This is a genomic window from Kitasatospora sp. NPDC023118 (assembly GCF_055560875.1).
Window position 1 is genome coordinate 35,604 of the sequence record NZ_JBVHHW010000013.1, and the last position, 24,634, is coordinate 60,237.

Annotated in this window: 23 protein-coding genes; 21 read left to right on the forward strand and 2 right to left on the reverse strand. The window is 72.2% G+C overall.

Annotation, left to right across the window (positions count from 1 at the left end; genetic code table 11):
- The first annotated feature begins 214 nt into the window (after positions 1-214).
- The 5 genes from ACZ3UD_RS18425 to ACZ3UD_RS18445 all read left to right on the forward strand — a co-directional run bounded on the left by ACZ3UD_RS18425 (position 215) and on the right by ACZ3UD_RS18445 (position 4,437).
- Positions 215-1,321, forward strand: a complete 1,107-nt coding sequence (locus ACZ3UD_RS18425; RefSeq protein WP_465588184.1) for a M24 family metallopeptidase — start codon at positions 215-217, stop codon at positions 1,319-1,321.
- A 79-nt stretch (positions 1,322-1,400) separates the two neighbouring features.
- The gene (efp, locus tag ACZ3UD_RS18430) at positions 1,401-1,964 is read left to right on the forward strand and encodes an elongation factor P (protein ID WP_355669804.1); all 564 of its coding nucleotides are present in this window, start codon (positions 1,401-1,403) and stop codon (positions 1,962-1,964) included.
- 4 nt (positions 1,965-1,968) lie between these two features.
- Entirely contained in the window at positions 1,969-2,406 is a 438-nt protein-coding gene (nusB, locus tag ACZ3UD_RS18435; RefSeq protein WP_030290257.1) for a transcription antitermination factor NusB, read from the forward strand.
- Positions 2,407-2,529: 123 nt separating this feature from the next.
- Positions 2,530-3,357, forward strand: a complete 828-nt coding sequence (locus ACZ3UD_RS18440; protein ID WP_465588189.1) for a thioesterase family protein — start codon at positions 2,530-2,532, stop codon at positions 3,355-3,357.
- Positions 3,358-3,516: 159 nt separating this feature from the next.
- Positions 3,517-4,437: a hypothetical protein gene (locus ACZ3UD_RS18445; RefSeq protein ID WP_465588192.1), complete on the forward strand. Its 921-nt coding sequence runs from the start codon at positions 3,517-3,519 to the stop codon at positions 4,435-4,437.
- A 116-nt stretch (positions 4,438-4,553) separates the two neighbouring features.
- On the opposite strand, the gene bldD is transcribed toward ACZ3UD_RS18445, so the two are convergent.
- On the reverse strand, positions 4,554-5,057 hold the full coding sequence (gene bldD, locus ACZ3UD_RS18450; RefSeq protein ID WP_030056198.1) for a transcriptional regulator BldD: 504 nt from the start codon (positions 5,055-5,057) through the stop codon (positions 4,554-4,556).
- 331 nt (positions 5,058-5,388) lie between these two features.
- Between bldD and pyrR the strand changes: the two genes are divergently transcribed.
- The 14 genes from pyrR (at position 5,389) to ACZ3UD_RS18520 (ending at position 22,062) form a co-directional block, all read left to right on the forward strand.
- Positions 5,389-6,012: a bifunctional pyr operon transcriptional regulator/uracil phosphoribosyltransferase PyrR gene (pyrR, locus tag ACZ3UD_RS18455; protein ID WP_380614063.1), complete on the forward strand. Its 624-nt coding sequence runs from the start codon at positions 5,389-5,391 to the stop codon at positions 6,010-6,012.
- Between the two features lie 5 nt (positions 6,013-6,017).
- The gene (locus tag ACZ3UD_RS18460) at positions 6,018-7,001 is read left to right on the forward strand and encodes an aspartate carbamoyltransferase catalytic subunit (RefSeq protein WP_465588197.1); all 984 of its coding nucleotides are present in this window, start codon (positions 6,018-6,020) and stop codon (positions 6,999-7,001) included.
- The gene (locus ACZ3UD_RS18465; protein WP_465588200.1) at positions 6,998-8,332 is read left to right on the forward strand and encodes a dihydroorotase; all 1,335 of its coding nucleotides are present in this window, start codon (positions 6,998-7,000) and stop codon (positions 8,330-8,332) included. Before ACZ3UD_RS18460 ends, ACZ3UD_RS18465 begins: the two co-directional genes overlap by 4 nt.
- Positions 8,329-8,901 carry a PH-like domain-containing protein gene (locus ACZ3UD_RS18470; protein ID WP_465588203.1) on the forward strand — a complete coding sequence of 191 codons (573 nt, stop codon included), beginning with the start codon at positions 8,329-8,331 and terminating at the stop codon, positions 8,899-8,901. The genes ACZ3UD_RS18465 and ACZ3UD_RS18470 overlap by 4 nt, the downstream gene beginning before the upstream one ends.
- Positions 8,898-10,055: a glutamine-hydrolyzing carbamoyl-phosphate synthase small subunit gene (gene carA, locus ACZ3UD_RS18475; RefSeq protein WP_465588206.1), complete on the forward strand. Its 1,158-nt coding sequence runs from the start codon at positions 8,898-8,900 to the stop codon at positions 10,053-10,055. Before ACZ3UD_RS18470 ends, carA begins: the two co-directional genes overlap by 4 nt.
- Complete coding sequence (gene carB / locus ACZ3UD_RS18480; protein WP_465588209.1) at positions 10,048-13,359, forward strand: carbamoyl-phosphate synthase large subunit; 3,312 nt, start codon at positions 10,048-10,050, stop codon at positions 13,357-13,359. Before carA ends, carB begins: the two co-directional genes overlap by 8 nt.
- 138 nt (positions 13,360-13,497) lie before the next feature.
- Positions 13,498-14,601, forward strand: a complete 1,104-nt coding sequence (locus ACZ3UD_RS18485; protein ID WP_465588212.1) for a quinone-dependent dihydroorotate dehydrogenase — start codon at positions 13,498-13,500, stop codon at positions 14,599-14,601.
- A gap of 53 nt (positions 14,602-14,654) precedes the next feature.
- On the forward strand, positions 14,655-15,488 hold the full coding sequence (gene pyrF / locus ACZ3UD_RS18490; protein ID WP_465588215.1) for an orotidine-5'-phosphate decarboxylase: 834 nt from the start codon (positions 14,655-14,657) through the stop codon (positions 15,486-15,488).
- 383 nt (positions 15,489-15,871) lie between these two features.
- Complete coding sequence (mihF, locus tag ACZ3UD_RS18495) at positions 15,872-16,198, forward strand: integration host factor, actinobacterial type (protein WP_030290269.1); 327 nt, start codon at positions 15,872-15,874, stop codon at positions 16,196-16,198.
- 49 nt (positions 16,199-16,247) lie between these two features.
- The gene (gene gmk, locus ACZ3UD_RS18500; protein ID WP_465588219.1) at positions 16,248-16,805 is read left to right on the forward strand and encodes a guanylate kinase; all 558 of its coding nucleotides are present in this window, start codon (positions 16,248-16,250) and stop codon (positions 16,803-16,805) included.
- A gap of 37 nt (positions 16,806-16,842) precedes the next feature.
- Positions 16,843-17,109 carry a DNA-directed RNA polymerase subunit omega gene (gene rpoZ / locus ACZ3UD_RS18505; RefSeq protein WP_030240625.1) on the forward strand — a complete coding sequence of 89 codons (267 nt, stop codon included), beginning with the start codon at positions 16,843-16,845 and terminating at the stop codon, positions 17,107-17,109.
- Between the two features lie 170 nt (positions 17,110-17,279).
- Positions 17,280-18,515 (forward strand): bifunctional phosphopantothenoylcysteine decarboxylase/phosphopantothenate--cysteine ligase CoaBC, encoded by a 1,236-nt coding sequence (gene coaBC / locus ACZ3UD_RS18510; RefSeq protein ID WP_465588222.1) that lies wholly within the window; start codon positions 17,280-17,282, stop codon positions 18,513-18,515.
- A gap of 150 nt (positions 18,516-18,665) precedes the next feature.
- Positions 18,666-19,889, forward strand: a complete 1,224-nt coding sequence (gene metK / locus ACZ3UD_RS18515) for a methionine adenosyltransferase (RefSeq protein WP_465588224.1) — start codon at positions 18,666-18,668, stop codon at positions 19,887-19,889.
- A gap of 88 nt (positions 19,890-19,977) precedes the next feature.
- A complete protein-coding gene (locus tag ACZ3UD_RS18520) occupies positions 19,978-22,062 on the forward strand; it encodes a primosomal protein N' (protein ID WP_465588227.1) in 2,085 nt (694 codons plus the stop codon).
- Between the two features lie 58 nt (positions 22,063-22,120).
- Here ACZ3UD_RS18520 and ACZ3UD_RS18525 read toward each other — a convergent pair whose 3' ends face one another.
- Positions 22,121-22,786, reverse strand: a complete 666-nt coding sequence (locus ACZ3UD_RS18525) for a hypothetical protein (RefSeq protein WP_465588230.1) — start codon at positions 22,784-22,786, stop codon at positions 22,121-22,123.
- Between the two features lie 255 nt (positions 22,787-23,041).
- Between ACZ3UD_RS18525 and def the strand changes: the two genes are divergently transcribed.
- Positions 23,042-23,584: a peptide deformylase gene (gene def / locus ACZ3UD_RS18530; RefSeq protein WP_465588233.1), complete on the forward strand. Its 543-nt coding sequence runs from the start codon at positions 23,042-23,044 to the stop codon at positions 23,582-23,584.
- Between the two features lie 42 nt (positions 23,585-23,626).
- Positions 23,627-24,586, forward strand: a complete 960-nt coding sequence (fmt, locus tag ACZ3UD_RS18535; protein WP_465588236.1) for a methionyl-tRNA formyltransferase — start codon at positions 23,627-23,629, stop codon at positions 24,584-24,586.
- The last annotated feature ends 48 nt before the right edge of the window (positions 24,587-24,634 follow it).

Sequence of the window (24,634 nt, forward strand, 5' to 3'; positions counted from 1 at the left end):
CTGGGCCTCGGGTGTCGGGTTCGGGGGCTGGGTCGAAACCGTACACCGAAATGGAAGTCGTTTTCATCTTGCCTCAACGTGAACTCCGTCCCGCCCATTCCCGCAGGCGTGCGCGGGGGCCCGATGGCCGAGAACGAGCAGCGGCGTGCGACCGTCGCCCTCCCCCGGGGGTGCTCGGCGGGCGGTTCGGGCCGGGGGTTCGTAGGCTCGACGCATGGCCGATGCGTACACGGGGCGGCGGGAGCGGGTGAGGGAGCACTGCAGTGCGGCCGGGGCCGATGCGGCGCTGGTCACCCGGGCGGCGAACGTGCGGTATCTGACGGGCTGCGCGCCCTGCGGGGCGACCTTGCTGCTGACCAGGGAGCGGGCGTTGCTGGCGGTGCCGGACGACCTGCCGCCGGACGACTCGGGGGAGCACCTGATCGCCGCCGACGTCACCCAGATGCCGGTGTCGGCCGGGGCGGACACCGCGCTGGCCGCCACGGCCGCGGCCGCGCGGCTGGGGGTGCGGGACCTGGCGGTGGAGGAACACGACCTGACCGTCACCCGGCACCGGGCGGTGGGGAGCCTGGCGGAGGGTGCCCGGCTGGCGGACCTCGGCCAGGTGGTGGAGCGGCTGCGGGTGGTGAAGGACGAGCACGAGATCGCCGACCTGCGGATCGCCGCCGAGATCGCCGACCAGGCGCTCGGCGAGCTGCTGGAGTCGATCCTGGTCGGCCGCACCGAACGGCACCTGGCGATGGAGCTGGAGCGCCGGATGATCGACCACGGCGCCGACCGGGCCGCTTTCCCGGTCTCGGTCGGCACCGGCAGCCACTCCGGCCAGCCAGCCCACCAGCCGACCGACCGCCGCGTGGAGGAGGGCGACTTCCTCACCGTGGTGATGGGTGCCCAGTACCGCGGCTACCGCGTCTCGACCGCCCGGACCTTCGTGATCGGCGCCGCCCCCGCGCCCTGGCAGGTCGAGCTGCACCGGCTGGTCTTCCGTGCCCAGCGGGCCGGCCGGGAGGCGCTCGGACCGGGCGTGGAGCAGTGCGTACCCGACCGGGCCGCGCGGCAGGTCCTGGAGGCGGCGGGCCACAGCGAGACCTCGCCGCACCCGGTGGGCCACGGCATCGGGTTGGAGATCCGGGAGGCGCCGCGCCTCGGTCCGTCGGACATGGGTAAACTGGACAGCCGCGTGCCGGTCACCGTCGGCCCAGGGGTCCACCTCCCGGGCAAGGGCGGGGTCCGGATCGAGGACACGCTCGTCGTGCGCCCCCTCGAAGAGGGCGGGCCCGAGCTGCTCACCATCACCACCAAGGAGCTCCTCGCCCTGTGACGGCGGCCCCCGAAGGCCGTCGGCGGCAGGACGCAAACCCTTGGTTCCTTGACAGCTATATCCAGGAGTAAGTGCGCCCGTGGCTTCCACGAACGATCTCAAGAACGGCATGGTCCTCAAGCTGGAGGGCGGCAAGCTCTGGTCCGTCGTCGAGTTCCAGCACGTCAAGCCCGGCAAGGGCCCGGCCTTCGTTCGGACCAAGCTCAAGGAGGTCCTGACGGGCAAGGTCGTCGACAAGACCTTCAACGCCGGCACCAAGGTCGAGACCGCCAACGTCGACAAGCGCGGCATGCAGTTCTCGTACAAGGACGGCGAGAACTTCGTGTTCATGGACATGGACACCTACGACCAGCTGACCGTCGAGCCGGCCGTCGTCGGCGACGCGGCCAAGTACCTGCTGGAGGGCTTCGAGGCCCTGGTCGCCACCAACGAGGGCGCGGTGCTGTACATCGAGCTCCCGGCCGCCGTCGAGCTGGTCATCGCCGAGACCGAGCCGGGCGTCCAGGGCGACCGCTCCACCGGTGGCACCAAGCCGGCCACGCTGGAGACCGGTGCCGAGATCCAGGTCCCGCTCTTCATCACCACCGGCGAGAAGGTCAAGGTCGACACCCGCGACGGCAGCTACCTCGGCCGGGTGAAGTAAGTCCGTGTCGGCCGCACGTAGCAAGGCCCGTACCCGCGCCTTCCAGATCCTCTTCGAGGCCGACCACCGCGGGGTCGACCCGCAGCAGGTCCTCGCCGACTGGGTGGCCCGCGCCCGCGAGCCGAAGCCCGACGAGGGCACCCCGCAGGTGGGCGAGTACACCATGGAGCTGATCGAGGGGTACGTCCAGCACGCCCGTCGCATCGACGACCTGATCGAGCAGTACGCGGTGGGCTGGACCCTCGACCGGATGCCGATCGTGGACCGCAACGTCCTGCGGCTCGGCGCGTACGAGCTGATCTGGGAGGACGGCGTCCCGGACGCGGTCGTCCTGGACGAGGCCGTCGAGATCGCCAAGGAATTCTCCACGGACGACTCCCCGGCCTTCGTGAACGGCATGCTCGCCCGCTTCCTGGAGCTGAAGCCGAGCATCCGCCGGTAGCGGTCATGCCCTGCGGACGGCCGTCGGATCCGAGATCTCGGATCCGACGGCCGTTCCGCGTTTCACCCGGCAGGCGTAATGTGGAGCCCTACTCGCCAGTAACTTGAAGGGCAGGCCACCCCCATGACCACTGCGACCCGCAGCGAGTTCGACCAGGGCATCGCCCTGACCAGACACCCCGACGAGGCCGGCCGCTACGACGCCGAGCTCGGTGCCGGCTGGCAGATCGGCGGCGGGGTCAACGGGGGGCTGCTGCTCGCCGTGGCCGGACACGCGCTGTCGCTGGAGCACGGTGAGCACCCCGACCCGGTGTCGATCAGTGGTTACTACCTGTCCGCCTCGACCCCCGGCCCGGCCACCGTCCGCACCGAGGTGCTGCGCACCGGCCGCGGCCTGTCCACCGGCACCGCCTCGCTCAGTCAGGACGGCGTCGAGCGGCTGCGGGTGGTGGCCAGCCACGGCGACCTCGCCGCCGCCGACGGTGAGGTGCGCACCAGCGCCGCCCCGCCGCAACTGCCGCCGCCGGACCAGTGCATCGGCGTCGAGCACGCGCCGCGGCAGCTGATCGAGCAGGCCGCCCTGCTGGAGCGCTTCGACCTGCGGCTCGACCCGGCCACCGTCGGATGGGCGCTCGGGCAGCCCTCCGGCAACGGGCGGATCCAGGGCTGGTTCCGGCTCCGCGACGGCCGCGAGCCCGACCCGCTGCTGCTCCTGCTGGTCGCCGACGCGCTGCCGCCGGTCACCTTCGACCTCGGCCTGCCCGGCTGGGCCCCGACCGTCGAACTGACCGTCCACCTGCGGGCCAGGCCGGTCCCGGGCTGGCTGCGGGTCACCCACGCCACCCGCAACCTGGCCGGCGGCTACTTCGAGGAGGACGCCGAGATCTGGGACGAGGCCGGCCGCCTCGTCGCCCAGTCCCGCCAGCTGGCCCGGGTGCCGCGTTCGGCGTGAGGTGACTCGGAGGCGACGACCGGTATTACCGATGGTTACATTCCTGTGACACGCCGTACGTGTGTGGCGCGCGGAACTGGGGAGTAACACGGTCAGCGGCGAGCCCCCGCCGCTGACCGTCACACCGCCGACGGTCGCCCGCCGACGCCAGGAGCCTCGATGACCAGCCGCAAGGGCCGCGCCCGCCGTAACTCCGACTGCACCGCCGGCGGCCTGCGGCCCGCGCTGCGGGCGCCGCACCGGCCGCGGCCGGCCGAGGGGGCCGAGCAGGCGTTCGTCATCGGGGTGCTCACCAACGCCGCGGACTTCCAGCGGGCCCGCGCCTGGGGCGTGTGCGACGCCCCCGACTTCGAGCGCTACCTGGCCGACACCGCCGAGCTGCTGGCCGACGCGCTGGAGCGGTTCGAGACCGTCCGGGCCCGGATGTTCCACCCGCAGGACTTCGAGGAGTTCTGCCTGCTGCACCGGCTGGACCCGGCCGAGCCCGCCGCGCGCGACCGCTACCTGGTCAACCCGCCGCTGCGGACCCAGCTGCTGGCCTACCGGGGCGAGGAACTGGCCGGGGACTTCGTGCCGCGCCTGGTCCGGGCCCGGGAGAGCGGGCTGACGCTCTGCCACGTCGACCTGCTGCTCGACGGCGGCCTGTACGGGGGCGCGGGCGAGGTCGACGAGGAGCAGGACCGCTGGGTGCGCGCCGCCTACCAGCGCGGGGGCGAGGTGTTCCGCCGGATGCTGGTCGGCGCGGGCGCCGGGGTGTACGAGCTGCGCCTGCGGGTGGACGCGCCGGACGGCAAGCTCACCGCCGCGGCCCGGGTGCTGCAGTGGGAGGACGGCGTGGTGCGGATCAACGACGAGGACCTGGAGCTGGTCTGCGCAGTGCTCTGCGCCGGGCTGGCGCTGGAGCTGCCGGGCGTCGCGGTGCTGCACGGCTCGCAGGGCTCGGCCGCCTCCTGCGGCGAGTACCTGCCGGCCGCCTGGGCCTGGTCCAGCGGTGGGCCGGACTGGGCGCCGGCCGCCCGGCCGGTGCGGCTGGACGGCGTCGCGGCGCAGCCGGGCTACAGCCTGGGCACGGTCTGCTGACCGGACGTCGCCGGGAGACACCGCGGCGCGGCCCCCGAACCCCCGGGACCGCGCCGTGACGTTTCTGCTTGGTACTACTCGGTGTTGCTCACCGATGGGAGCCGGTGCGGCGAGCGTCAGCTCGCGTCCTCCTCGCGCACCGCGCGGCGCGCGTCGGGGTTGAGCACACCCCAGGAGATCAGCTGCTCGGTGAGGATCGACGGCGACTGGTCGTAGATCACGGCCAGCGTCCGCAGATCGTCCTGGCGGATCGAGAGGACCTTGCCGTTGTAGTCGCCGCGCTGACTCTGGATGGTCGCCGCGTAGCGCTGCAGCGGGCCGGCCTTCTCGGACGGAACCTGGGTCAGTCTCTCCAGGTCGAGGACCAGGCGCGGCGGCGGCTCGGCCGCGCCGCCCGGCGTACCGCCGGGCAGGAGCTCCTGCACCGGAACGCCGTAGAACTCGGCGAGCTCGGCCAGCCGCTGCACGGTGACCGCACGGTCGCCGCGCTCGTACGAGCCGACGACGACTGCCTTCCAGCGCCCCTGGGACTTCTCCTCGACACCGTGCAGGGAGAGACCCTGCTGAGTGCGGATCGCTCGGAGCTTGCCTCCGAGCTGCTTCGCGTAGTCGCTGGACATTGATCTCCCCGGACGAGATTGCTTCGCGTTCAGTGGTGGGTCACGGGCGATTGCCGACGTCGTTACCGGTGGGTTCGACGCGCGTCTCGTAACTCACTGTGAGGTTACGTAGAGTAAGGTGTTGCGTCAAGCCGAATGGGGCAGTCGTGCGAATAGCTCGCATCGTCGGCGCATCCGGGGCGTTAACCCGGTGAAGCGGAATGATGGACGTCCACTTGCCTCCGGGGGCGCTGATAGGATGACCCGAAGCCCACGCCCGGTTCGGCGGGGGCAGATCCCAGACATCCTTTAAGGCCCGTCCCGTGAGGCGGGGAAGGAGGTCCGCTTCGGCATGACCACACACCAAGAACCGACGCCGCGGCCGCCGCACCAGGTGCTGGACGGCACGGACATCGCCCGGGTCGTCACCCGGATAGCGCACGAGATCGTCGAGCGCGCCAAGGGCGCGGAGGACGTCGTGCTGCTCGGCATCCACACCAGAGGCGTCCACCTCGCCCGCCGCCTGCACGCCCGGCTGGCCCAGATCACCGGGAGCGAGATCCCGCTGGGCACCCTGGACATCACCATGTACCGGGACGACCTGCGGCTGAAGCCGGCCCGCGCCCTGGAGCACACCGAGATCCCGCCCGGCGGCATCGACGGCAAGCTGGTGATCCTGGTCGACGACGTGCTCTTCTCCGGCCGCACCATCCGCGCCGCGCTCGACGCGCTGAGCGACATCGGCCGCCCGCGCGCCGTCCAGCTCGCCGTCCTGGTCGACCGCGGCCACCGCGAGCTGCCGATCCGGGCCGACTACGTGGGCAAGAACCTCCCCACCTCGCTGCGCGAGGCCGTGCAGGTGCGCCTGTCCGACACCGACGGCGTGGACGCCGTCCTGGTCGGCGACCGCGACTACGCAGCCCGCAGCTCGCAGGCCCTGGCCTCCCAGCCCACCGAACCGCACCTCCCGGAGTAGCCCGCGTGAAGCGCCACCTCGTCTCCGCCGCCGATCTCAGCCGCGACGACGCGCTGCTGATCCTGGACACCGCCGAGGAGCTGGCCCAGCTCTCCGGCCGGGCCGTCAAGAAGCTCCCCACGCTGCGCGGCCGCACCGTCGTCAACCTCTTCTTCGAGGACTCCACCCGCACCAAGACCTCCTTCGAGGTCGCCGAGAAGCGGCTCTCCGCCGACGTCATCAACTTCTCCGCCAAGGGCTCCTCGGTCTCCAAGGGCGAGAGCCTCAAGGACACCGCGCTGACCCTGCAGGCGATGGGCGCCGACGCGGTCGTCATCCGGCACCACGCCTCGGGCGCGCCGGCCCGGCTGGCCCAGTCCGACTGGCTGCACGGCAGCGTGATCAACGCCGGTGACGGCACCCACGAGCACCCCACCCAGGCGCTGCTCGACGCCTTCACCATGCGCCGCCACCTCAACGCCGGGCTGGGCAAGGACCTCGCCGGGCGTCGGGTGACCATCGTCGGCGACGTCCTGCACAGCCGGGTCGCCCGCTCCAACGTGCACCTGCTGACCACCCTCGGTGCCCAGGTCACCTTCGTCGCCCCGCCGACCCTGCTGCCGATCGGCATCCAGAACTGGCCCTGCGAGATCAGCTACGACCTCGACAGCGTGCTGCCCAAGACCGACGCGCTGATGATGCTGCGGGTGCAGCGCGAGCGGATGAACGCCGCGTTCTTCCCGACCGAGCGCGAGTACAGCCGCCGCTACGGCATGAACGGCATCCGGATGGCCCAGCTGCCCGAGCACGCCATCGTGATGCACCCCGGCCCGATGGTCCGCGGCATGGAGATTACCGCCGAGGTCGCCGACTCGCCGCGCTGCACCGTGGTCGAGCAGGTCGCCAACGGCGTCTCCGTCCGGATGGCCGTCCTCTACCTGCTGCTCGGCGGCGTCACCCTGGCCGACGCCGCCGCCCCCCGCACCGACTCCGTGGAGACCGCCCAGTGAACGAGCGCAGCGAGCGAACCGACAACAAGGTCAGCTACCTGATCCGCAACGCCAAGATCCTGGGCGGCGCCCCGCAGGACCTCCACCTCGCCGACGGTGTCATCAAGGCGATCGGCACCGGCCTGGCGGTCGAGGCGGACATCGAGATCGACGCCACCGGCATGATCGTCCTGCCCGGCCTGGTCGACCTGCACACCCACCTGCGCGAGCCCGGCCGCGAGGACGCCGAGACCGTGCTCACCGGCACCCAGGCCGCCGCGATGGGCGGCTTCACCGCCGTGCACGCGATGGCCAACACCACCCCGGTGGCCGACAGCGCCGGCGTGGTCGAGCAGGTCTGGCGGCTCGGCCAGGAGGCCGGCTACTGCGACGTCCAGCCGGTCGGCGCCGTCACCGTCGGCCTGGAAGGCAAGAAGCTCGCCGAGCTCGGCGCGATGCACGAGTCCGCCGCCTCCGTCCGGGTCTTCTCGGACGACGGCAAGTGCGTGGACGACGCGGTGCTGATGCGCCGCGCCCTGGAGTACGTCAAGGCCTTCGACGGCGTCGTCGCCCAGCACGCCCAGGAGCCGCGGCTGACCGAGGGCGCCCAGATGAACGAGGGCCAGGTCTCCGGCGAGCTCGGGCTCGGCGGCTGGCCGGCCGTCGCCGAGGAGTCGATCATCGCCCGCGACGTGCTGCTCGCCGCGCACGTCGGCTCCCGGCTGCACGTCTGCCACCTCTCCACGGCCGGCTCGGTCGAGATCGTCCGCTGGGCCAAGGCCAAGGGCTGGGACGTCACCGCCGAGGTCACCCCGCACCACCTGCTGCTCACCGACGAGCTGGTCCGCTCCTACGACCCGGTGTACAAGGTGAACCCGCCGCTGCGCACCGCCGAGGACGTCCAGGCGCTGCGCGAGGCGCTCGCCGACGGCACCATCGACGCCGTCGCCACCGACCACGCGCCGCACCCGGCCGAGGACAAGGACTGCGAGTGGGCCGTGGCCGCGATGGGCATGGTCGGCCTGGAGACCGCGCTGTCGGTCGTCCAGCAGACCATGGTCGACACCGGCCTGCTGAACTGGGAGGGCGTCGCGGACCGGATGTCGCACCGCCCGGCCCGGATCGGCCGTCTCACCGGGCACGGCCGGCCGATCTCGGCTGGTGAGCCCGCCAACCTGGTGCTGTTCGATCCCGCGTACCGTGGTGCCGTGAACCCGGACAGCTTCGCCACCCGCAGCCGCAACACCCCCTACAAGGGCATGGACCTGCCCGGACGGGTGCACGCCACCTTCCTGCGCGGTCGCGCCACCGTGCTGGCCGGTGAGCTGGCCGAGCAGGGCGGCCCGGCGTGACCAGCGCGACGATCCTGCTCGCCAAGGAGCAGGCGAAGGTCACCAACTGGCCCGGGTACATCGGCTGGTCGATCGGACTGCTGATCATCATCGGCCTGGTCTACTGGCTGATGCGCCAGGGCTGGAACTGGCGGCGCACCCTGCAGTCCGGTATCCCGCCGCTGCCCGCCGTGCCTGCTCGCGCCGGCCGGACCATCCTGGAGACCAGCGGCCGGTACCACGGCACCACCACCGCCGGGAACTGGCTCGACCGGGTCGTCGCGCACGGCCTGGGCACCCGCAGCCGTGCCGACCTCACCCTCGGCGAGGACGGCCTGCTGGTGCAGCGCCCCGGCGACGTGGACTTCTGGATCCCGGCCGAGCTCCTGTCGGGCGCCCGGACGGACTCCGGGATCGCGGGCAAGGTCGTCCCCTCCGGGCTGCTCGTCGTCACCTGGACGCACGAGGGCACCGAGCTGGACTCCGGCTTCCGGGCCGACCACCCCGATGAGCACACCGCCTGGGTCGAGGCGATCACCCAGCTCGCAACACGTACGAAGACGAAGAAGACGGAAGAGGCCGCGCAATGACCGCACCTGCCCCCACCACGCAGCGCCAACGGCGGGAGCGCATCCCGGCCGTGCTCGTCCTGGAGGACGGCCGGACCTTCCGCGGCCAGGCCTACGGCGCCGTCGGCGAGACCTTCGGCGAGGCGGTCTTCAACACCGGCATGTCCGGCTACCAGGAGACCCTGACCGACCCGTCGTACCACCGCCAGGTGGTCGCGATGACCGCCCCGCAGATCGGCAACACCGGCTGGAACGACGAGGACGACGAGTCCCAGCAGATCTGGGTCGCCGGCTACATCGTGCGCGACCCCGCCCGGGTGGCGTCCAACTGGCGCTCCCGCCGCTCGCTGGACGACGAGCTGGTCCGCCAGGGCATCGTCGGCATCAGCGGCATCGACACACGCGCGCTGACCCGCCACCTGCGCGAGCGCGGCGCGATGCGCTGCGGCATCTTCTCCGGCGAGGCGCTGGCCGACCAGGCCGCCCTGCTCGCCCGGGTGCAGCAGTCGCCCGAGATGAAGGGCGCCGACCTGTGCGCCGAGGTGGCCACCACCGAGCCGTACATCGTGCCCGCGATCGGTGAGAAGCGGTTCACCGTCGCCGCGCTGGACCTCGGCATCAAGGCGATGACCCCGCAGCGGATGGCCGAGCGCGGCATCGAGGTGCACGTGCTGCCGGCCAACTCCACCCTGGAGGACGTCTACGCCGTCAACCCGGACGGCGTGTTCTTCTCCAACGGCCCGGGCGACCCGGCCACCGCCGACCACCAGGTCGCCGTCGCACAGGGCGTGCTGGAGCGCAAGACCCCGTTCTTCGGGATCTGCTTCGGCAACCAGATCCTCGGCCGCGCCCTGGGCTTCGGCACCTACAAGCTCAAGTACGGCCACCGCGGGATCAACCAGCCGGTGCAGGACCGCACCACCGGCAAGGTCGAGGTGACCGCCCACAACCACGGCTTCGCCGTGAACGCGCCGCTGGACAAGGTGAGCGACACCCCCTACGGGCGGGTCGAGGTCTCCCACGTCTGCCTCAACGACGACGTGGTCGAGGGCCTGCAGGCGCTCGACGTGCCCGCCTTCAGCGTGCAGTACCACCCCGAAGCGGCCGCCGGCCCGCACGACGCCGCCTACCTGTTCGACCGCTTCGTGAAGCTCATGGAGGGCCAGCGTGCCTAAGCGCACTGACATCAAGTCCGTCCTGGTGATCGGCTCCGGCCCGATCGTCATCGGCCAGGCCGCCGAGTTCGACTACTCGGGCACGCAGGCCTGCCGCGTTCTCAAGGCCGAGGGCCTGCGGGTCGTGCTGGTCAACTCCAACCCGGCCACGATCATGACCGACCCGGAGATCGCCGACGCCACCTACGTCGAGCCGATCACCCCGGAGTTCGTCGAGAAGATCATCGCCAAGGAGCGCCCCGACGCGCTGCTGCCGACCCTGGGCGGCCAGACCGCGCTGAACACCGCGATCTCGCTGCACAAGGCGGGCACGCTGGAGAAGTACGGCGTCGAGCTGATCGGCGCCGACGTCGAGGCGATCAACAAGGGCGAGGACCGCGACCTGTTCAAGGCCGTCGTCGAGGCCGTCAACGCCAAGATCGGCCACGGTGAGTCCGCCCGCTCGGTCATCTGCCACACCATGGACGAGGTGCTGGCCGGCGTCGACACGCTCGGCGGCTACCCGGTCGTAGTGCGCCCCTCCTTCACCATGGGCGGCGCCGGCTCCGGCTTCGCCCACAACGAGGAGGACCTGCGCCGCATCGCCGGCCAGGGCCTGGCCCTCTCGCCGACCACCGAGGTGCTCCTGGAGGAGTCCATCCTCGGCTGGAAGGAGTACGAGCTGGAGCTGATGCGCGACCGGAACGACAACGTCGTGGTCGTCTGCTCCATCGAGAACTTCGACCCGATGGGCGTGCACACCGGTGACTCGATCACCGTCGCCCCGGCGATGACCCTCACCGACCGCGAGTACCAGATCCTGCGCGACGTCGGCATCGCCGTCATCCGCGAGGTCGGCGTCGACACCGGCGGCTGCAACATCCAGTTCGCCGTCAACCCCGTCGACGGCCGGGTCATCGTCATCGAGATGAACCCGCGCGTCTCCCGCTCCTCGGCGCTCGCCTCCAAGGCCACCGGCTTCCCGATCGCCAAGATCGCAGCCAAGCTGGCCGTCGGCTACACCCTGGACGAGATCCCCAACGACATCACCGAGGAGACCCCGGCCTCCTTCGAGCCGACCCTCGACTACGTCGTGGTCAAGGTGCCGCGGTTCGCGTTCGAGAAGTTCCCGAGCGCCGACGCGACGCTGACCACCACCATGAAGTCCGTCGGCGAGGGCATGGCCCTCGGCCGCAACTTCCCCGAGGCGCTGCAGAAGGCGCTGCGCTCGCTGGAGAAGAAGGGCTCCCAGTTCAGCTGGACGACCCCGGTCGGCGACAAGGCGGAGCTGCTGGTCAAGGCCGCCGTGCCGACCGACGGCCGGATCAACACCGTGATGGACGCCATCCGGGCCGGTGCCACTCCGGAGGAGGTGTTCGAGTCCACCAAGATCGACCCCTGGTTCGTCGACCAGCTCTTCCTGCTCGACGAGATCGCCGGCGAGCTGGCCGAGGCCGCCGAGCTCACCCCCGAGCTGCTGCGCCACGCCAAGCGGCACGGCTTCTCCGACCAGCAGATCGGCGAGATCCGCGGCCTGCGCCCCGACGTGGTCCGCGAGGTGCGCCACGCGCTCGGCATCCGCCCGGTGTTCAAGACCGTCGACACCTGCGCCGCCGAGTTCGCCGCCAAGACCCCGTACTTCTACTCGTCCTACGACGAGGAGAACGAGGTCGCCCCGCGCACCAAGCCCGCCGTGATCATCCTCGGCTCCGGCCCGAACCGCATCGGCCAGGGCATCGAGTTCGACTACTCCTGCGTCCACGCCTCCTTCGCGCTGGCCGACGCCGGGTACGAGACCGTGATGGTCAACTGCAACCCGGAGACCGTCTCCACCGACTACGACACCTCCGACCGGCTCTACTTCGAGCCGCTCACCCTGGAGGACGTGCTGGAGATCGTCCACGCCGAGCAGCAGGCCGGCCCGCTGGCCGGTGTGATCGTCCAGCTCGGCGGCCAGACCCCGCTCGGCCTGGCCCAGGCGCTCAAGGACAACGGCGTGCCGATCGTCGGCACCCAGCCCGAGGCGATCGACCTCGCCGAGGAGCGCGGCGCCTTCGGCCGCGTGCTGCGCGACGCCGGTCTGCCCGCCCCCAAGCACGGCACCGCGTTCTCCTTCGCGGAGGCCAAGGCGATCGCGGACGAGATCGGCTACCCCGTCCTGGCCCGCCCGTCCTACGTGCTCGGCGGCCGCGGCATGGAGATCGTCTACGACGAGGCCTCGCTCGCCTCCTACCTGGAGCGGCACGCCGGTCTGATCTCCGAGCACCCGGTGCTGATCGACCGCTTCCTGGACGACGCGGTGGAGATCGACGTCGACGCGCTCTACGACGGCACCGAGCTCTACCTCGGCGGCGTCATGGAGCACATCGAGGAGGCCGGCATCCACTCCGGCGACTCCGCCTGCGCGCTGCCCCCGATCACCCTCGGCGGCTACGACATCAAGCGCCTGCGCACCTCCACCGAGGCCATCGCGCGCGGTGTCGGCGTCCGCGGCCTGATCAACATCCAGTTCGCGCTGGCCGGGGACATCCTCTACGTGCTGGAGGCCAACCCGCGCGCCTCCCGTACCGTCCCGTTCACCTCCAAGGCGACCGCGGTGCCGCTGGCCAAGGCCGCCGCCCGGATCTCGCTCGGCGCCACCATCGCCGAGCTGCGCGCCGAGGGCATGCTCCCGGCCGAGGGCGACGGCGGCACGCTGCCCGCCGACTGCCCGATCTCGGTCAAGGAGGCCGTGATGCCGTGGAGCCGCTTCCGCGACATCCACGGCCGCGGGGTGGACACCGTGCTCGGCCCGGAGATGCGCTCGACCGGTGAGGTCATGGGCATCGACAAGGTCTTCGGCACCGCCTACGCCAAGGCGCAGGCCGGCGCGTACGGTGCGCTGCCGACCAAGGGCAAGGTCTTCGTCTCGGTCGCCAACCGCGACAAGCGCAACCTGGTCTTCCCGGCCCGGGCGCTGGTCGGCCTCGGCTTCGAGGTGCTCGCCACCGCCGGCACCGCCGAGGTGCTCCAGCGCGGCGGCATCCCGTCCACGCTGGTGCGCAAGCACAGCGAGGGCGAGGGCCCGAACGGCGAGAAGACCATCGTCCAGCTGATCCACGACGGCGAGGTCGACCTCATCATCAACACGCCGTACGGCACCGGCGGTCGCCTCGACGGCTACGAGATCCGCACCGCGGCCGTCTCGCGCGGGGTCCCGTGCCTGACCACCGTCCAGGCGATGGGCGCGGCCGTCCAGGGCATGGACGCGCAGCTGCGCGACGAGGTCGGGGTGATGTCGCTCCAGGAGCACGCCGAGCTGATCAACGCCGGCCGCAGCAAGTAGCACCACCGCAGTGGGGGGCACCGGAGCCGGATTGGTGCCCCCCACTTCCATGCCCGCCCGTCGCCCGCCACCGCCCTTCCTTCGACGGGCCGCGCCCGCACCCTGAATTCCGCTACCTGCCCTCGGAGTTGAACCACCTTGTACAAGCTCCTGTTCGACCTCGTCTTCAAGAGGATGGACCCCGAGAAGGCGCACCACCTCGCCTTCTTCTGGATCCGGCTCGCCTCCTCGGTGCCGGGGCTGCGCACCCTGGTGCGGCTGGTCCTCGCCCCGCGTGACCGGGCGCTGCACACCAGGGCCCTCGGCCTCGACCTGCCCGGCCCGTTCGGGCTCGCGGCCGGCTTCGACAAGAACGGCGTCGGCATCGACGGCCTGGCGATGCTCGGCTTCGACTACGTCGAGATCGGCACCATCACCGGCGAGCCCCAGCCCGGCAACCCGACGCCCCGGCTGTTCCGCCTGGTCGAGGACCGCGCGCTGATCAACCGGATGGGCTTCAACAACCAGGGCTCGGCCCGGGTCGCCGCCCGGCTGGCCGCCCGCCCGCACACCAGCTCCACCCCGGTGATCGGCGTCAACATCGGCAAGACCAAGGTGGTCGAGGAGGCCGACGCCGTCGCCGACTACGTCAAGTCCACCGAGCGGCTGGCCAAGTACGCCGACTACCTGGTGGTCAACGTCAGCTCGCCGAACACCCCCGGGCTGCGCGACCTGCAGGCCGTCGATCACCTGCGCCCGCTGCTGGCCGCCGTCCGCGAGGCCGCCGACCGCACCACCGCGCACCGCGTGCCGCTGCTGGTCAAGATCGCCCCCGACCTGGCCGACGAGGACATCGACGAGGTCGCCGACCTCGCCCTGGAGCTGGGCCTGGACGGCATCATCGCCACCAACACCACGATCGGCCGCGAGGGCCTGCGGGCCGACGCCCAGCGGGTCGCGGAGATCGGCATGGGCGGCCTGTCCGGCGCCCCGCTCAAGGCCCGCGCCCTGGAGGTCCTGCAGCGGCTGCGCGCCCGCACCGAGGGCCGGCTGACACTGGTCTCGGTGGGCGGCGTGGAGACCGCCGAGGACGCCTGGCAGCGGATCGTCCACGGCGCCGACCTGGTCCAGGGCTACAGCGCCTTCATCTACGAGGGCCCGTTCTGGTGCCGCAGGATCCACAAGGGCCTCTCCGCCCGGATCCGCGCGGCCGGCTTCCGCGACCTCGCGGCGGCCGTCGGCAGCGCCGTCCGCAGCTCGTGACCCCCTTCATCGGTTCCGGCCTGATCGGTTCTGGAAAGTCTGGAAAGGACGACATGACCCTCGCCCCGTTCGGCGCCCGGCTGCGCCAGGCCCTCGACACCCGCGGCCAGCTCTGCGTCGGCATCGACCCGCACGCCTCCCTGCTCGCCGCCTGGGGGCTCGGCGACGACCTCGCCGGGCTGGAGACCTTCAGCCGCACCGTGGTCGAGGCGCTGGCCGACCGGGTGGCCGTGCTCAAGCCGCAGGCCGCCTTCTTCGAGCGCTTCGGCAGCAAGGGCGTCGCGGTGCTGGAGAAGAGCGTCGAGGAGGCCCGGGCGGCCGGTGCGCTGGTCCTGATGGACGCCAAGCGCGGCGACATCGGCTCCACCATGGCCGCCTACGCGGAGGCCTTCCTGTCGCCCGCCAGCCCGCTGTTCTCGGACGCCGTGACGGTCAGCCCGTACCTGGGCTTCGGCTCGCTGCGCCCGGCCCTGGACCTGGCCCGGGAGCAGGGCTGCGGCGTGTTCGCGCTGGCGCTCACCTCCAACCCGGAGGGCGCCGAGGTGCAGCGCGCGGTCGGCGCGGACGGCGAGCCGGTCGCGGCCGCGGTGCTGCGGCAGCTGGCGGCCGAGAACGCGGGCGCCGCGCCGCTGGGCTCCTTCGGCGCGGTGGTCGGCGCGACGCTGGCCGACGCGGGCGTGGAGCTGGCCATCAACGGCCCGCTGCTGGCCCCCGGGATCGGCGCCCAGGGCGCGACCATGGCGGACCTGCCGCGGGTGTTCGGCGCCTCGGTGATCAACGTGGTGCCGAGCGTCAGCCGGGACGTCCTCAAGCACGGCCCCTCGGTGGCCGCGCTGCGGGGCGCGGCGGACCGCTTCGTGGGCGAGTTCGCGGACGCCGTCAAGTAGCGGACGGTGGCCGGTGTGCGACGGGAGCCGTTCGCCGGGTAGCCGGACGGTGACCGTCCGCAGTGTCCGCAGGACGGCGGGGCGGCACCGGAGTCGACGTGAGCGCCGTCACATCGACCCCGTCAAAGTCTCGCAATCGCGGTCATTTTGCCCCGGAAAGTCCTGGTCGGCCTTGGCTGACCAGGACTTTTCGTGTTCTTTTCCTGACGTGGCGCCGCAATGCGGGTAGTGTCCGGCGATAGGTCACCGGCGAGTTGCGAAACCTGTAGCTCCCGCAGGTCAGGGCCCTGTGGTTCCCCATTGGGCTCCTATTGCGGACGGTGTCCTCGGTACCGAACCAGTCATAGCTCAATCCCTTCCTTCCACACCCTGAGGTGAACGGCGTGGCTCTTCCGCCCCTTACCCCTGAACAGCGCACCGCCGCGCTCGCCAAGGCCGCCGAGGCTCGCCGGGAGCGCGCCGAGGTCAAGAACCGGCTCAAGCACTCCGGCGCCTCCCTGCACGAGGTGATCAAGGCCGGCAAGAACGACAACGACGTCATCGGCAAGATGAAGGTGTCGGCCCTGCTCGAGTCCCTTCCGGGCGTCGGCAAGGTCCGTGCCAAGCAGATCATGGAGCGCCTCGGCATCAGCGAGAGCCGGCGAGTCCGCGGCCTCGGCACGAACCAGATCGCCTCCCTGGAGCGGGAGTTCGGCGGTGGCGCCGCCTGACCGTGCCCCCGTGGTCCCGGGATCGTCCGCGATCCGGGATAATCGGTGCATGAGTGAGCGTCCGCGGCTGACCGTGCTCTCCGGCCCTTCGGGGGTCGGCAAGAGCACGGTCGTCGCTCATATGAGGAAGATGCACCCCGAGGTCTGGCTCTCGGTGTCGGCGACGACCCGCCACCCGAGGCCGGGCGAGAAGAACGGGGTCCAGTACCACTTCGTCGACAACGACGAGTTCGACAAGCTGATCGCCAACGGTGAGCTGCTGGAGTGGGCCGAGTTCGCCGGGAACCGCTACGGCACCCCGCGCGCGGCGGTGCTGGAGAAGCTGGAGCGCGGCGAGCCCGTCCTGCTGGAGATCGATCTGCAGGGTGCCCGTCAGGTGCGCGAGTCGATGCCGGAGGCCCAGCTGGTCTTCCTGGCCCCGCCGAGCTGGGACGAGCTGGTCCGCCGGCTGACCGGCCGGGGCACCGAGCCGCAGGACGTGATCGAGAAGCGACTGGAGGCGGCCAAGGTCGAGCTCGCGGCCGAGCCCGAGTTCGACACGACTCTTGTCAACACCTCCGTCGAGCAGGTAGCGGCCGAACTGCTAGCCTTGCTCGGTGTAGCCTGACCTGTCTGTCTTTTCCACCCTTTCGGAAGGTTTTAGCGTGTCCTCTTCCATGACCGCGCCCGAGGGCATCATCAACCCGCCGATCGACGAGCTGCTTGAGGCCACCGACTCGAAGTACAGCCTCGTGATCTACGCCGCCAAGCGCGCGCGCCAGATCAACGCGTACTACTCCCAGCTCGGCGAGGGCCTGCTGGAGTACGTCGGCCCGCTGGTCGACACCCACGTGCACGAGAAGCCGCTGTCGATCGCGCTGCGCGAGATCAACGCGGGCATGCTGACCGCCGAGGCGATCGAGGCTGCCTGAGGCAGTCCCGTCCCTTTCCCGGAGGGCCCGGCGGAATCGTTTCCGCCGGGCCCTCCGGCGTCTCCGCCGGGGGGTGGGGGCTGGGCGCTGTGGGGTGGGGCACCGTGCGGGTGGCAGCTGAGGGGTCGTAGGGTGGGCGGATTCCAGATCCTGAGAAAGGTCGTCGGTACATGAGTGCGAACGCGGACGCGGACGCTCCTCGCGTCGTCCTCGGCGTCAGCGGCGGGATCGCCGCCTACAAGGCCTGCGAGCTGCTGCGCCGGTTCGCCGAGTCCGGCCACCAGGTCACCGTGGTGCCGACCGCCGCGGCGCTGCACTTCGTCGGCGAGGCCACCTGGGCCGCGCTGTCCGGCCGCCCGGCCGCCACCGAGACCTGGGAGCGCGTGCACGAGGTGCCGCACGTGCGGATCGGGCAGCAGGCCGACCTGGTGGTGGTCGCCCCCGCCACCGCCGACCTGATCGCCAAGGCCGCCCACGGGCTCGCCGACGACCTGCTGACCAACACCCTGCTCACCGCCCGCTGTCCGGTCGTGCTGGCGCCCGCCATGCACACCGAGATGTGGGAGCACCCCGCCACCCGGGACAACGTCGCCACCCTGCGCCGCCGGGGCGTGATCGTGCTGGAGCCGGCCGTCGGGCGGCTGACCGGCAAGGACACCGGCAAGGGCCGGCTGCCCGAGCCGTCCGCGATCTTCGACGCCTGCCGGGCCGTGCTGCGCCGCGGCGGGGCGGTGCCGACCGACCTGGCCGGTCGGCACGTGGTGGTCTCGGCCGGCGGCACCCGGGAGCCGCTGGACCCGGTGCGCTACCTGGGCAACCGCTCCTCCGGCAAGCAGGGCTACGCGCTCGCCGTCACCGCCGCGGCGCGCGGCGCCCGGGTGACTTTGGTCTCGGCCAACGCCGAGCTGCCCGACCCGGCTGGGGTGGACGTGGTGCACGTCGGGACGGCCCTGGAGCTGCGCGAGGCGGCGCTGAAGGCGGCCGAGGACGCGGACGCCGTGGTGATGGCCGCGGCCGTGGCGGACTTCCGGCCCGCCGAGTACGCCACCGGCAAGATCAAGAAGGTCGAGGGGGTCGAACCGGCGCCGGTCGCCCTCGTCCGCAACCCGGACGTCCTGGCCGAGCTGTCGGCCCACCGCCCCCGTCCGGGCCAACTGGTCGTGGGTTTCGCGGCGGAGACCGACGACGTGCTCGCCAACGGCCGCGCCAAGCTCGCCCGCAAGGGCTGTGACCTGCTGGTCGTCAACGAGGTGGGCAACGGCAAGGCTTTCGGGACGGACGTCAACGAGGCCGTCGTACTGGGCTCGGACGGCAGTGAGACGCCGATCCCGGTGGGCCCGAAGGAGGCCTTGGCGGACGTGGTCTGGGACCTGGTTGCGGAGCGTCTCGGATCGGTTGGCATCTGATCGAGTAGCGTTCAGATGCGGTCTTGATTTGTGGAACTGGGTCACGTTCGGCGGAACCAGACCGTTACACTCCAGGAATCAAGTCTTTCCGGATGTCCCCGGTTCGCCGGGGGCCTTCAGTCAGCAGCCGCTGCAACCCCAGGGAGCGCTGTGTCTCGCCGCCTGTTCACCTCGGAGTCCGTGACCGAGGGACACCCCGACAAGATCGCTGACCAGATCAGCGACACGATCCTTGACGCTCTCCTCCGGGAGGACCCGACGTCCCGGGTCGCCGTGGAGACGCTCATCACCACCGGCCAGGTGCACGTGGCCGGTGAGGTGACGACCAAGGCGTACGCGCCGATCGCCCAGCTCGTCCGGGACAAGATCCTGGAGATCGGCTACGACAGCTCCAAGAAGGGCTTCGACGGCGCCTCCTGCGGCGTCTCGGTGTCCATCGGCGCGCAGTCGCCCGACATCGCGCAGGGCGTCGACACCGCGTACGAGGCCCGGGTCGAGGGGTCCGCCCAGGGGGACGAGGCCGACGACCTGGACAAGCAGGGTGCCGGCGACCAGGGCCTGATGTTCGGCTACGCGTCCGACGAGACGCCCGAGCTGATGCCGCTGCCGATCACCCTGGCGCACCGGCTCTCCCGCCGTCTGACCGAAGTCCGCAAGAACGGGACCATCCCGTACCTGCGCCCCGACGGCAAGACCCAGGTCACCATCGAGTACGACGGCGACAAGGCCGTCCGCCTCGACACCGTGGTCGTCTCGACCCAGCACGCCAGTGACATCGACCTGGAGTCGCTGCTCACCCCGGACATCCGCGAGTTCGTCGTGGAGCCGGAGCTGAAGGCGCTGGCCGACCAGGGCATCAAGCTGGTCACCGACGGCTACCGGCTGCTGGTCAACCCGACCGGCCGCTTCGAGATCGGCGGCCCGATGGGCGACGCCGGCCTGACCGGCCGCAAGATCATCATCGACACCTACGGCGGCATGGCCCGCCACGGCGGCGGCGCCTTCTCCGGCAAGGACCCGTCCAAGGTGGACCGCTCGGCCGCCTACGCGATGCGCTGGGTCGCCAAGAACATCGTCGCCGCGGGTCTCGCCCGCCGCGCCGAGGTGCAGGTCGCGTACGCGATCGGCAAGGCCGAGCCGGTCGGCCTGTTCGTCGAGACCTTCGGCACCGAGACCGTGCCGGTGCTGAACATCCAGAAGGCCGTCTCCGAGGTCTTCGACCTGCGTCCGGCCGCGATCATCCGCGACCTGGACCTGCTGCGCCCGATCTACGCCCAGACCGCCGCCTACGGCCACTTCGGCCGCGAGCTGCCGGACTTCACCTGGGAGCGCACCGACCGGGTGGACCAGCTGAAGGCTGCCGTCCAGGACTGACCTGTCCCTCGAAGCGGCGCTCACCCCGGTGCGGGGTGGGCGCCGCTTTGTGCGTCGTGTCGGTGTGACCTGGTAGTACTTGGGAGCGATGAGCAGCACAGGGGAGAACGGGGCCGCCGAGCCGGAGCAGCTGGCGTTCATCCGGGAGACGGTCAAGCGGGCCAAACCCCGGACGTGGAAGGGTGCCAAGCGGGCCGAGCACCTGCCGGTGGCCCGGGTCGTGGTGGACAAGGGCGTGCTCACCATCGACAAGCTTTTCGACTACGAGGTCCCGGCCACCATGGCCGAGGAGGCCCAGCCGGGCGTCCGGGTGCGGGTGCGCTTCGGGGCTCGGGTGGTCAAGGGCCAGCGCGAGGGCGGGGAGCTGCACGACGGGTTCATCGTCGCCCGGCTGGAGAAGAGCGACTTCGCCGGTCCGCTCGCGCCGCTCGCCCAGGTGCTCTCGCCCGAGCCGGTGCTCTCGCCGCAGCTGCTGCGGTTGTGCCGCACCGTCGCCGACCGCTACGCCGGGACGCTGGCCGACGTGCTGCAACTGGCCGTGCCGCCCCGACACGCCAAGGCCGAGGCCGAACCCTCGCCGCCGCCGCTGGCGCGCCCCCAGCCCCCGGCGCCGGGCGGCTGGCAGCGCTACCCGGCCGGCCCCGACTTCCTGTCCTCGCTGGCCGGCGGCGGTTCGCCGCGCGCGGTGTGGGCGGCGCTGCCGGGGCCCGGCTGGCCGTACGAGATCGCCCGGGCGGTGGCGGCGACCCTGGCGAGCGGGCGCGGCGCGCTGGTGGTGCTGCCGGACCGGCGGTCGGTGGCCCGGATGGACCAGGCGCTCACCGAGCTGCTCGGGCCCGGGATGCACATGGCGCTGGAGGCCGAGCTCGGCCCGCGCGAGCGCTACCGGCGCTGGCTCGCGGTCAGCCGCGGCTCGGTGCACGCCGCGATCGGCACCCGGGCCACCATGTTCGCGCCGGTGCGCGACCTCGGGCTGGTGGTGGTCTGGTCCGACGGCGACGGCAGCCACAGCGATCCGCGCGCCCCGCATCCGCACGTCCGCGAGGTCGCGCTGCTGCGCGCGGCCGAGGAGGGCGCGGCGGTGCTGCTCGGCGGGCACACGGTGACCGTGGAGGGCGCGCAGCTGGTCAGCACCGGCTGGGCGCGCCCGCTGGTCGCGGACCGGGAGACGGTGCGGCAGGTCGCGCCGAGAGTGCGTACCGTCACCGACCAGGACCAGCACCGGGACGCCGCCGCACAGGCCGCCCGGCTGCCCTCGGTGGCCTGGGAGGCCGCCCGGGAGTCGCTCGCGGCCGGGCATCCGGTGCTCATCCAGGTGCCCCGGCGCGGCTACGTGCCCCGGCTGGCCTGCGGACGCTGCCGCACCCCCGCCCGCTGTCGGCGCTGCGAGGGGCCGCTGGAGGCGCCCGCGGCGGACGCCTCCTTGCAGTGCGGTTGGTGCGGGGAGGCGGAGGGCGACTGGCACTGTCCGGAGTGCGGCTCCTTCCGGCTGCGCGCGCAGGTGGTCGGCGCCCGCCGTACGGCGGAGGAGCTGGGCAAGGCGTTCCCGCGGATCCCGGTGCGGACCTCGGGGCGGGAGGCGGTGCTGGCCACCGTGCCGGACGAGCCCTCGCTGGTGATCTCCACGCCGGGCGCCGAGCCGGTGGTCGAGGGCGGTTCCGGGTACGGGGCCGTGCTGCTGCTGGACGGCTGGGCGCTGCTGAGCCGACCGGACCTGCGGGCCGGGGAGGAGACGCTGCGGCTCTGGCTGGCGGCGGCCGCACTGGCCCGGCCCTCGACGGAGGGCGGGACGGTGGTGGTGGTCGCCGAGCCGTCGGCCCGTCCGGTGCAGGCGCTGGTGCGCTGGGACCCGTTGGGGCACGCCGGGCTGGAGCGGGACGAGCGGGCGCAGCTGCACTTCCCGCCGGTGTCGCGGATGGCCTCGGTGAGCGGCAGCCCGGCGGCGGTCGCCGACCTGTTGAACCTGATCCGGCTGCCGGAGGGGGCGGATGTGCTCGGGCCGGTGCCGGTGCCCGCTCTGCGGGGGGAGGAGCAGGAGCGCGCGCTGCTGCGGGTGGCGCCCGGGCAGGGGGCCGCGCTGGCGGCGGCGCTCAAGGCGGCGCAGATCGCCCGGATCGCGCTGCGGACGGCGGAGCCGGTGCGGGTGCGGGTGGATCCGACGGACATCGGGTAGGCGTGGGGCGGGGTGAGTGGGCCACCCCGCCCCGGGTGGCCCGGTGGTGCGGGGCCGGTCAGCCGCGCAGGGGGATGCCGGTGCGGTCGGCCTGCGGGCGGTCGATGCCGCTGCCGCGGTCGATGCTGCTGCCGCGGTCGACGGGGGTGCGCTCGATGGGTGTGCGGTCCACGGGGATGCGCTCGATGGGTGTGCGGTCCACGGGGGTGCGCTCGATCGGGGCGCGGTCCAGGGCGGTGCGGTCCAGGCCGCCCTGGCGGGCGGCGGGGACGATGGCGGCCAGGCCGCCGCGCTCGGCGGGGGCGGGCAGGTCCTCGGAGCGGTCCGGGCGGCTCGGGCCCGGGACGGCGCCGCTGGCGGCGAGGAGCTCACTGGTCGGGCGGCGCATGCCGTAGCGGCGGTGCACGGCCTGCTTGGTGACCCCGAGGGCGGAGCCCACCGAGTCCCAGGAGAAGCCCAGCGCCCGGTCGAACTCGACCGCCGCCGCGACCAGGGTCTCCACGCTCTCCCGCAGCTCCTGGGCCAGGCGCACGGTCGGCGCGGGCGCGCGTCCGTACACCACGAAGCCGGCCGAGGTGCTGGGGCGGCGCGGCCGGTAGACGTTGCCCAGCTGGGCGGTGAGCGTCCGCAGCGCGTCGACCTGGCGCCTCACCCGCTCGATGTCCCGTACCAGCAGGTGCAGGCTCGCCCGCGCTCGGGCGTCGTGGTTGATCTGCTCGGCCATGGCCTACGTGCCACCTTCCGTACGGTTCAGCTCGGCCGGGGCGCGGTGTCCCGTGCGCCCGGCCCCGGTCAATCTCTCTTGACCAACGCCGAAGCGGGGGCCGGGGTAACGCGGCTCGGCAGACTCGGGATGTGTCAGATACCGGTGCGGCTGTCCCAGGACGGCCCGACAGGTCCCCCGGGAGGGTTGCATAGACTTGCGGTGAACCAGTCGTTGCCCGTAGCCCGTGCCCTTACGGACAGGAGCCCGTACCCCGTGGCGATCCAGCCGATCCGTCTCTTCGGAGACCCCGTCCTGCGGGCCACCGCCCAGCCGGTGACCACGTTCGACAAGGAACTGCGCAACCTGGTCCGCGATCTCACCGACACCATGCTGGAGGCCCCCGGCGCCGGCCTCGCCGCGCCCCAACTCGGCGTCTCGCTACGGGTGTTCACGTACCACGTGGACGGCGTCACCGGGCACCTGATCAACCCGGACCTCTCGCTGAGCGAGGAGGAGCAGGACGGCCCCGAGGGCTGCCTCTCGCTGCCCGGTCTGCGCTACGACACCAAGCGGGCGTACGGCGTGGTGGCCAAGGGCTACAACATGTACGGCGACCCGGTCACGCTGGAGGGCACCCAGTTGCTCGCCCGGTGCATCCAGCACGAGACCGACCACCTGGACGGCATCATCTTCATCGACCGGCTCGACCGGGAGCAGCGCAAGGCCGCGCTGAAGGCGATCCGGGAGACGGACTGGTGCGGGCCGGCGCCGGTCGTCAAGGTCTCGCCGCACAGCACCTTCGGCACTGCCCGCTGATCTCGTTGGCTTCCTGAACTTCCTTTTACAGAAAGGCACTCGATGCGTCTCGTGTTCGCCGGCACCCCCGAGGTCGCCGTCCCCGCCCTGGAGGCGCTGCTCGCCTCCGACCGGCACGAGGTCGTCGCGGTGGTCACCCGCCCCGACGCCCCGGCCGGACGCGGCCGCAAGCTGGTCGCCAGCCCCGTCGCCCAGCGCGCCGAGGAGGCCGGGATCGAGGTCCTCAAGCCGGCGAAGCCCAGCGACCCGGAGTTCGTCGCCCGGCTCACCGAACTCGCCCCCGACTGCTGCCCGGTGGTCGCCTACGGCGCGCTGCTGCGGCCCGGCGCCCTGGAGATCCCCAAGCACGGCTGGGTCAACCTGCACTTCTCTCTGCTGCCCGCCTGGCGTGGCGCGGCCCCGGTGCAGCACTCGGTGCTGGCCGGCGACGAGGTCACCGGCGCCTCCACCTTCCTGATCGAACAGGGCCTCGACTCCGGCCCGGTCTACGGCGTGATCACCGAGGAGATCCGCCCGAGCGACACCAGCGGCGAACTGCTCACCCGGCTTTCGGTCTCCGGCGCGCGGCTGCTCGTGGCCACCATGGACGGCATCGAGGACGGCTCGCTGCACGCCGTGCCGCAGCCGGCCGAGGGCGTCACGCTCGCGCCGAAGATCACCGTCGAGGACGCGCGGATCGACTGGAACCACCCCGCGCTGCGGATCGACCGGGTGGTGCGCGGCTGCGCGCCCGCGCCGGGGGCGTGGACGGAGTTCCGGGGTGAGCGGCTGAAGGTCACCGGGCCGGTCAGGCTGCTGCCGGAGTCGGCCGAACTGGCGCCGGGCGAGCTCGCGATGGTCGGCAAGAACAGCGTGCGGGTCGGCACCGGGAGCCACGACCTGGAGCTCGGGGAGGTGCGTCCGCAGGGGAAGAAGGAGATGCGGGCGGCCGACTGGGCGCGCGGGGCGCGGCTGGAGGCGGGGGAGCGGCTCGGCGTCCCGGCCGGCGGCTCCGAGGGCTGACCGTCGGGTTCGGCGCTACTCCGTCGGGTTTGGCGTTACTGTTCGTTT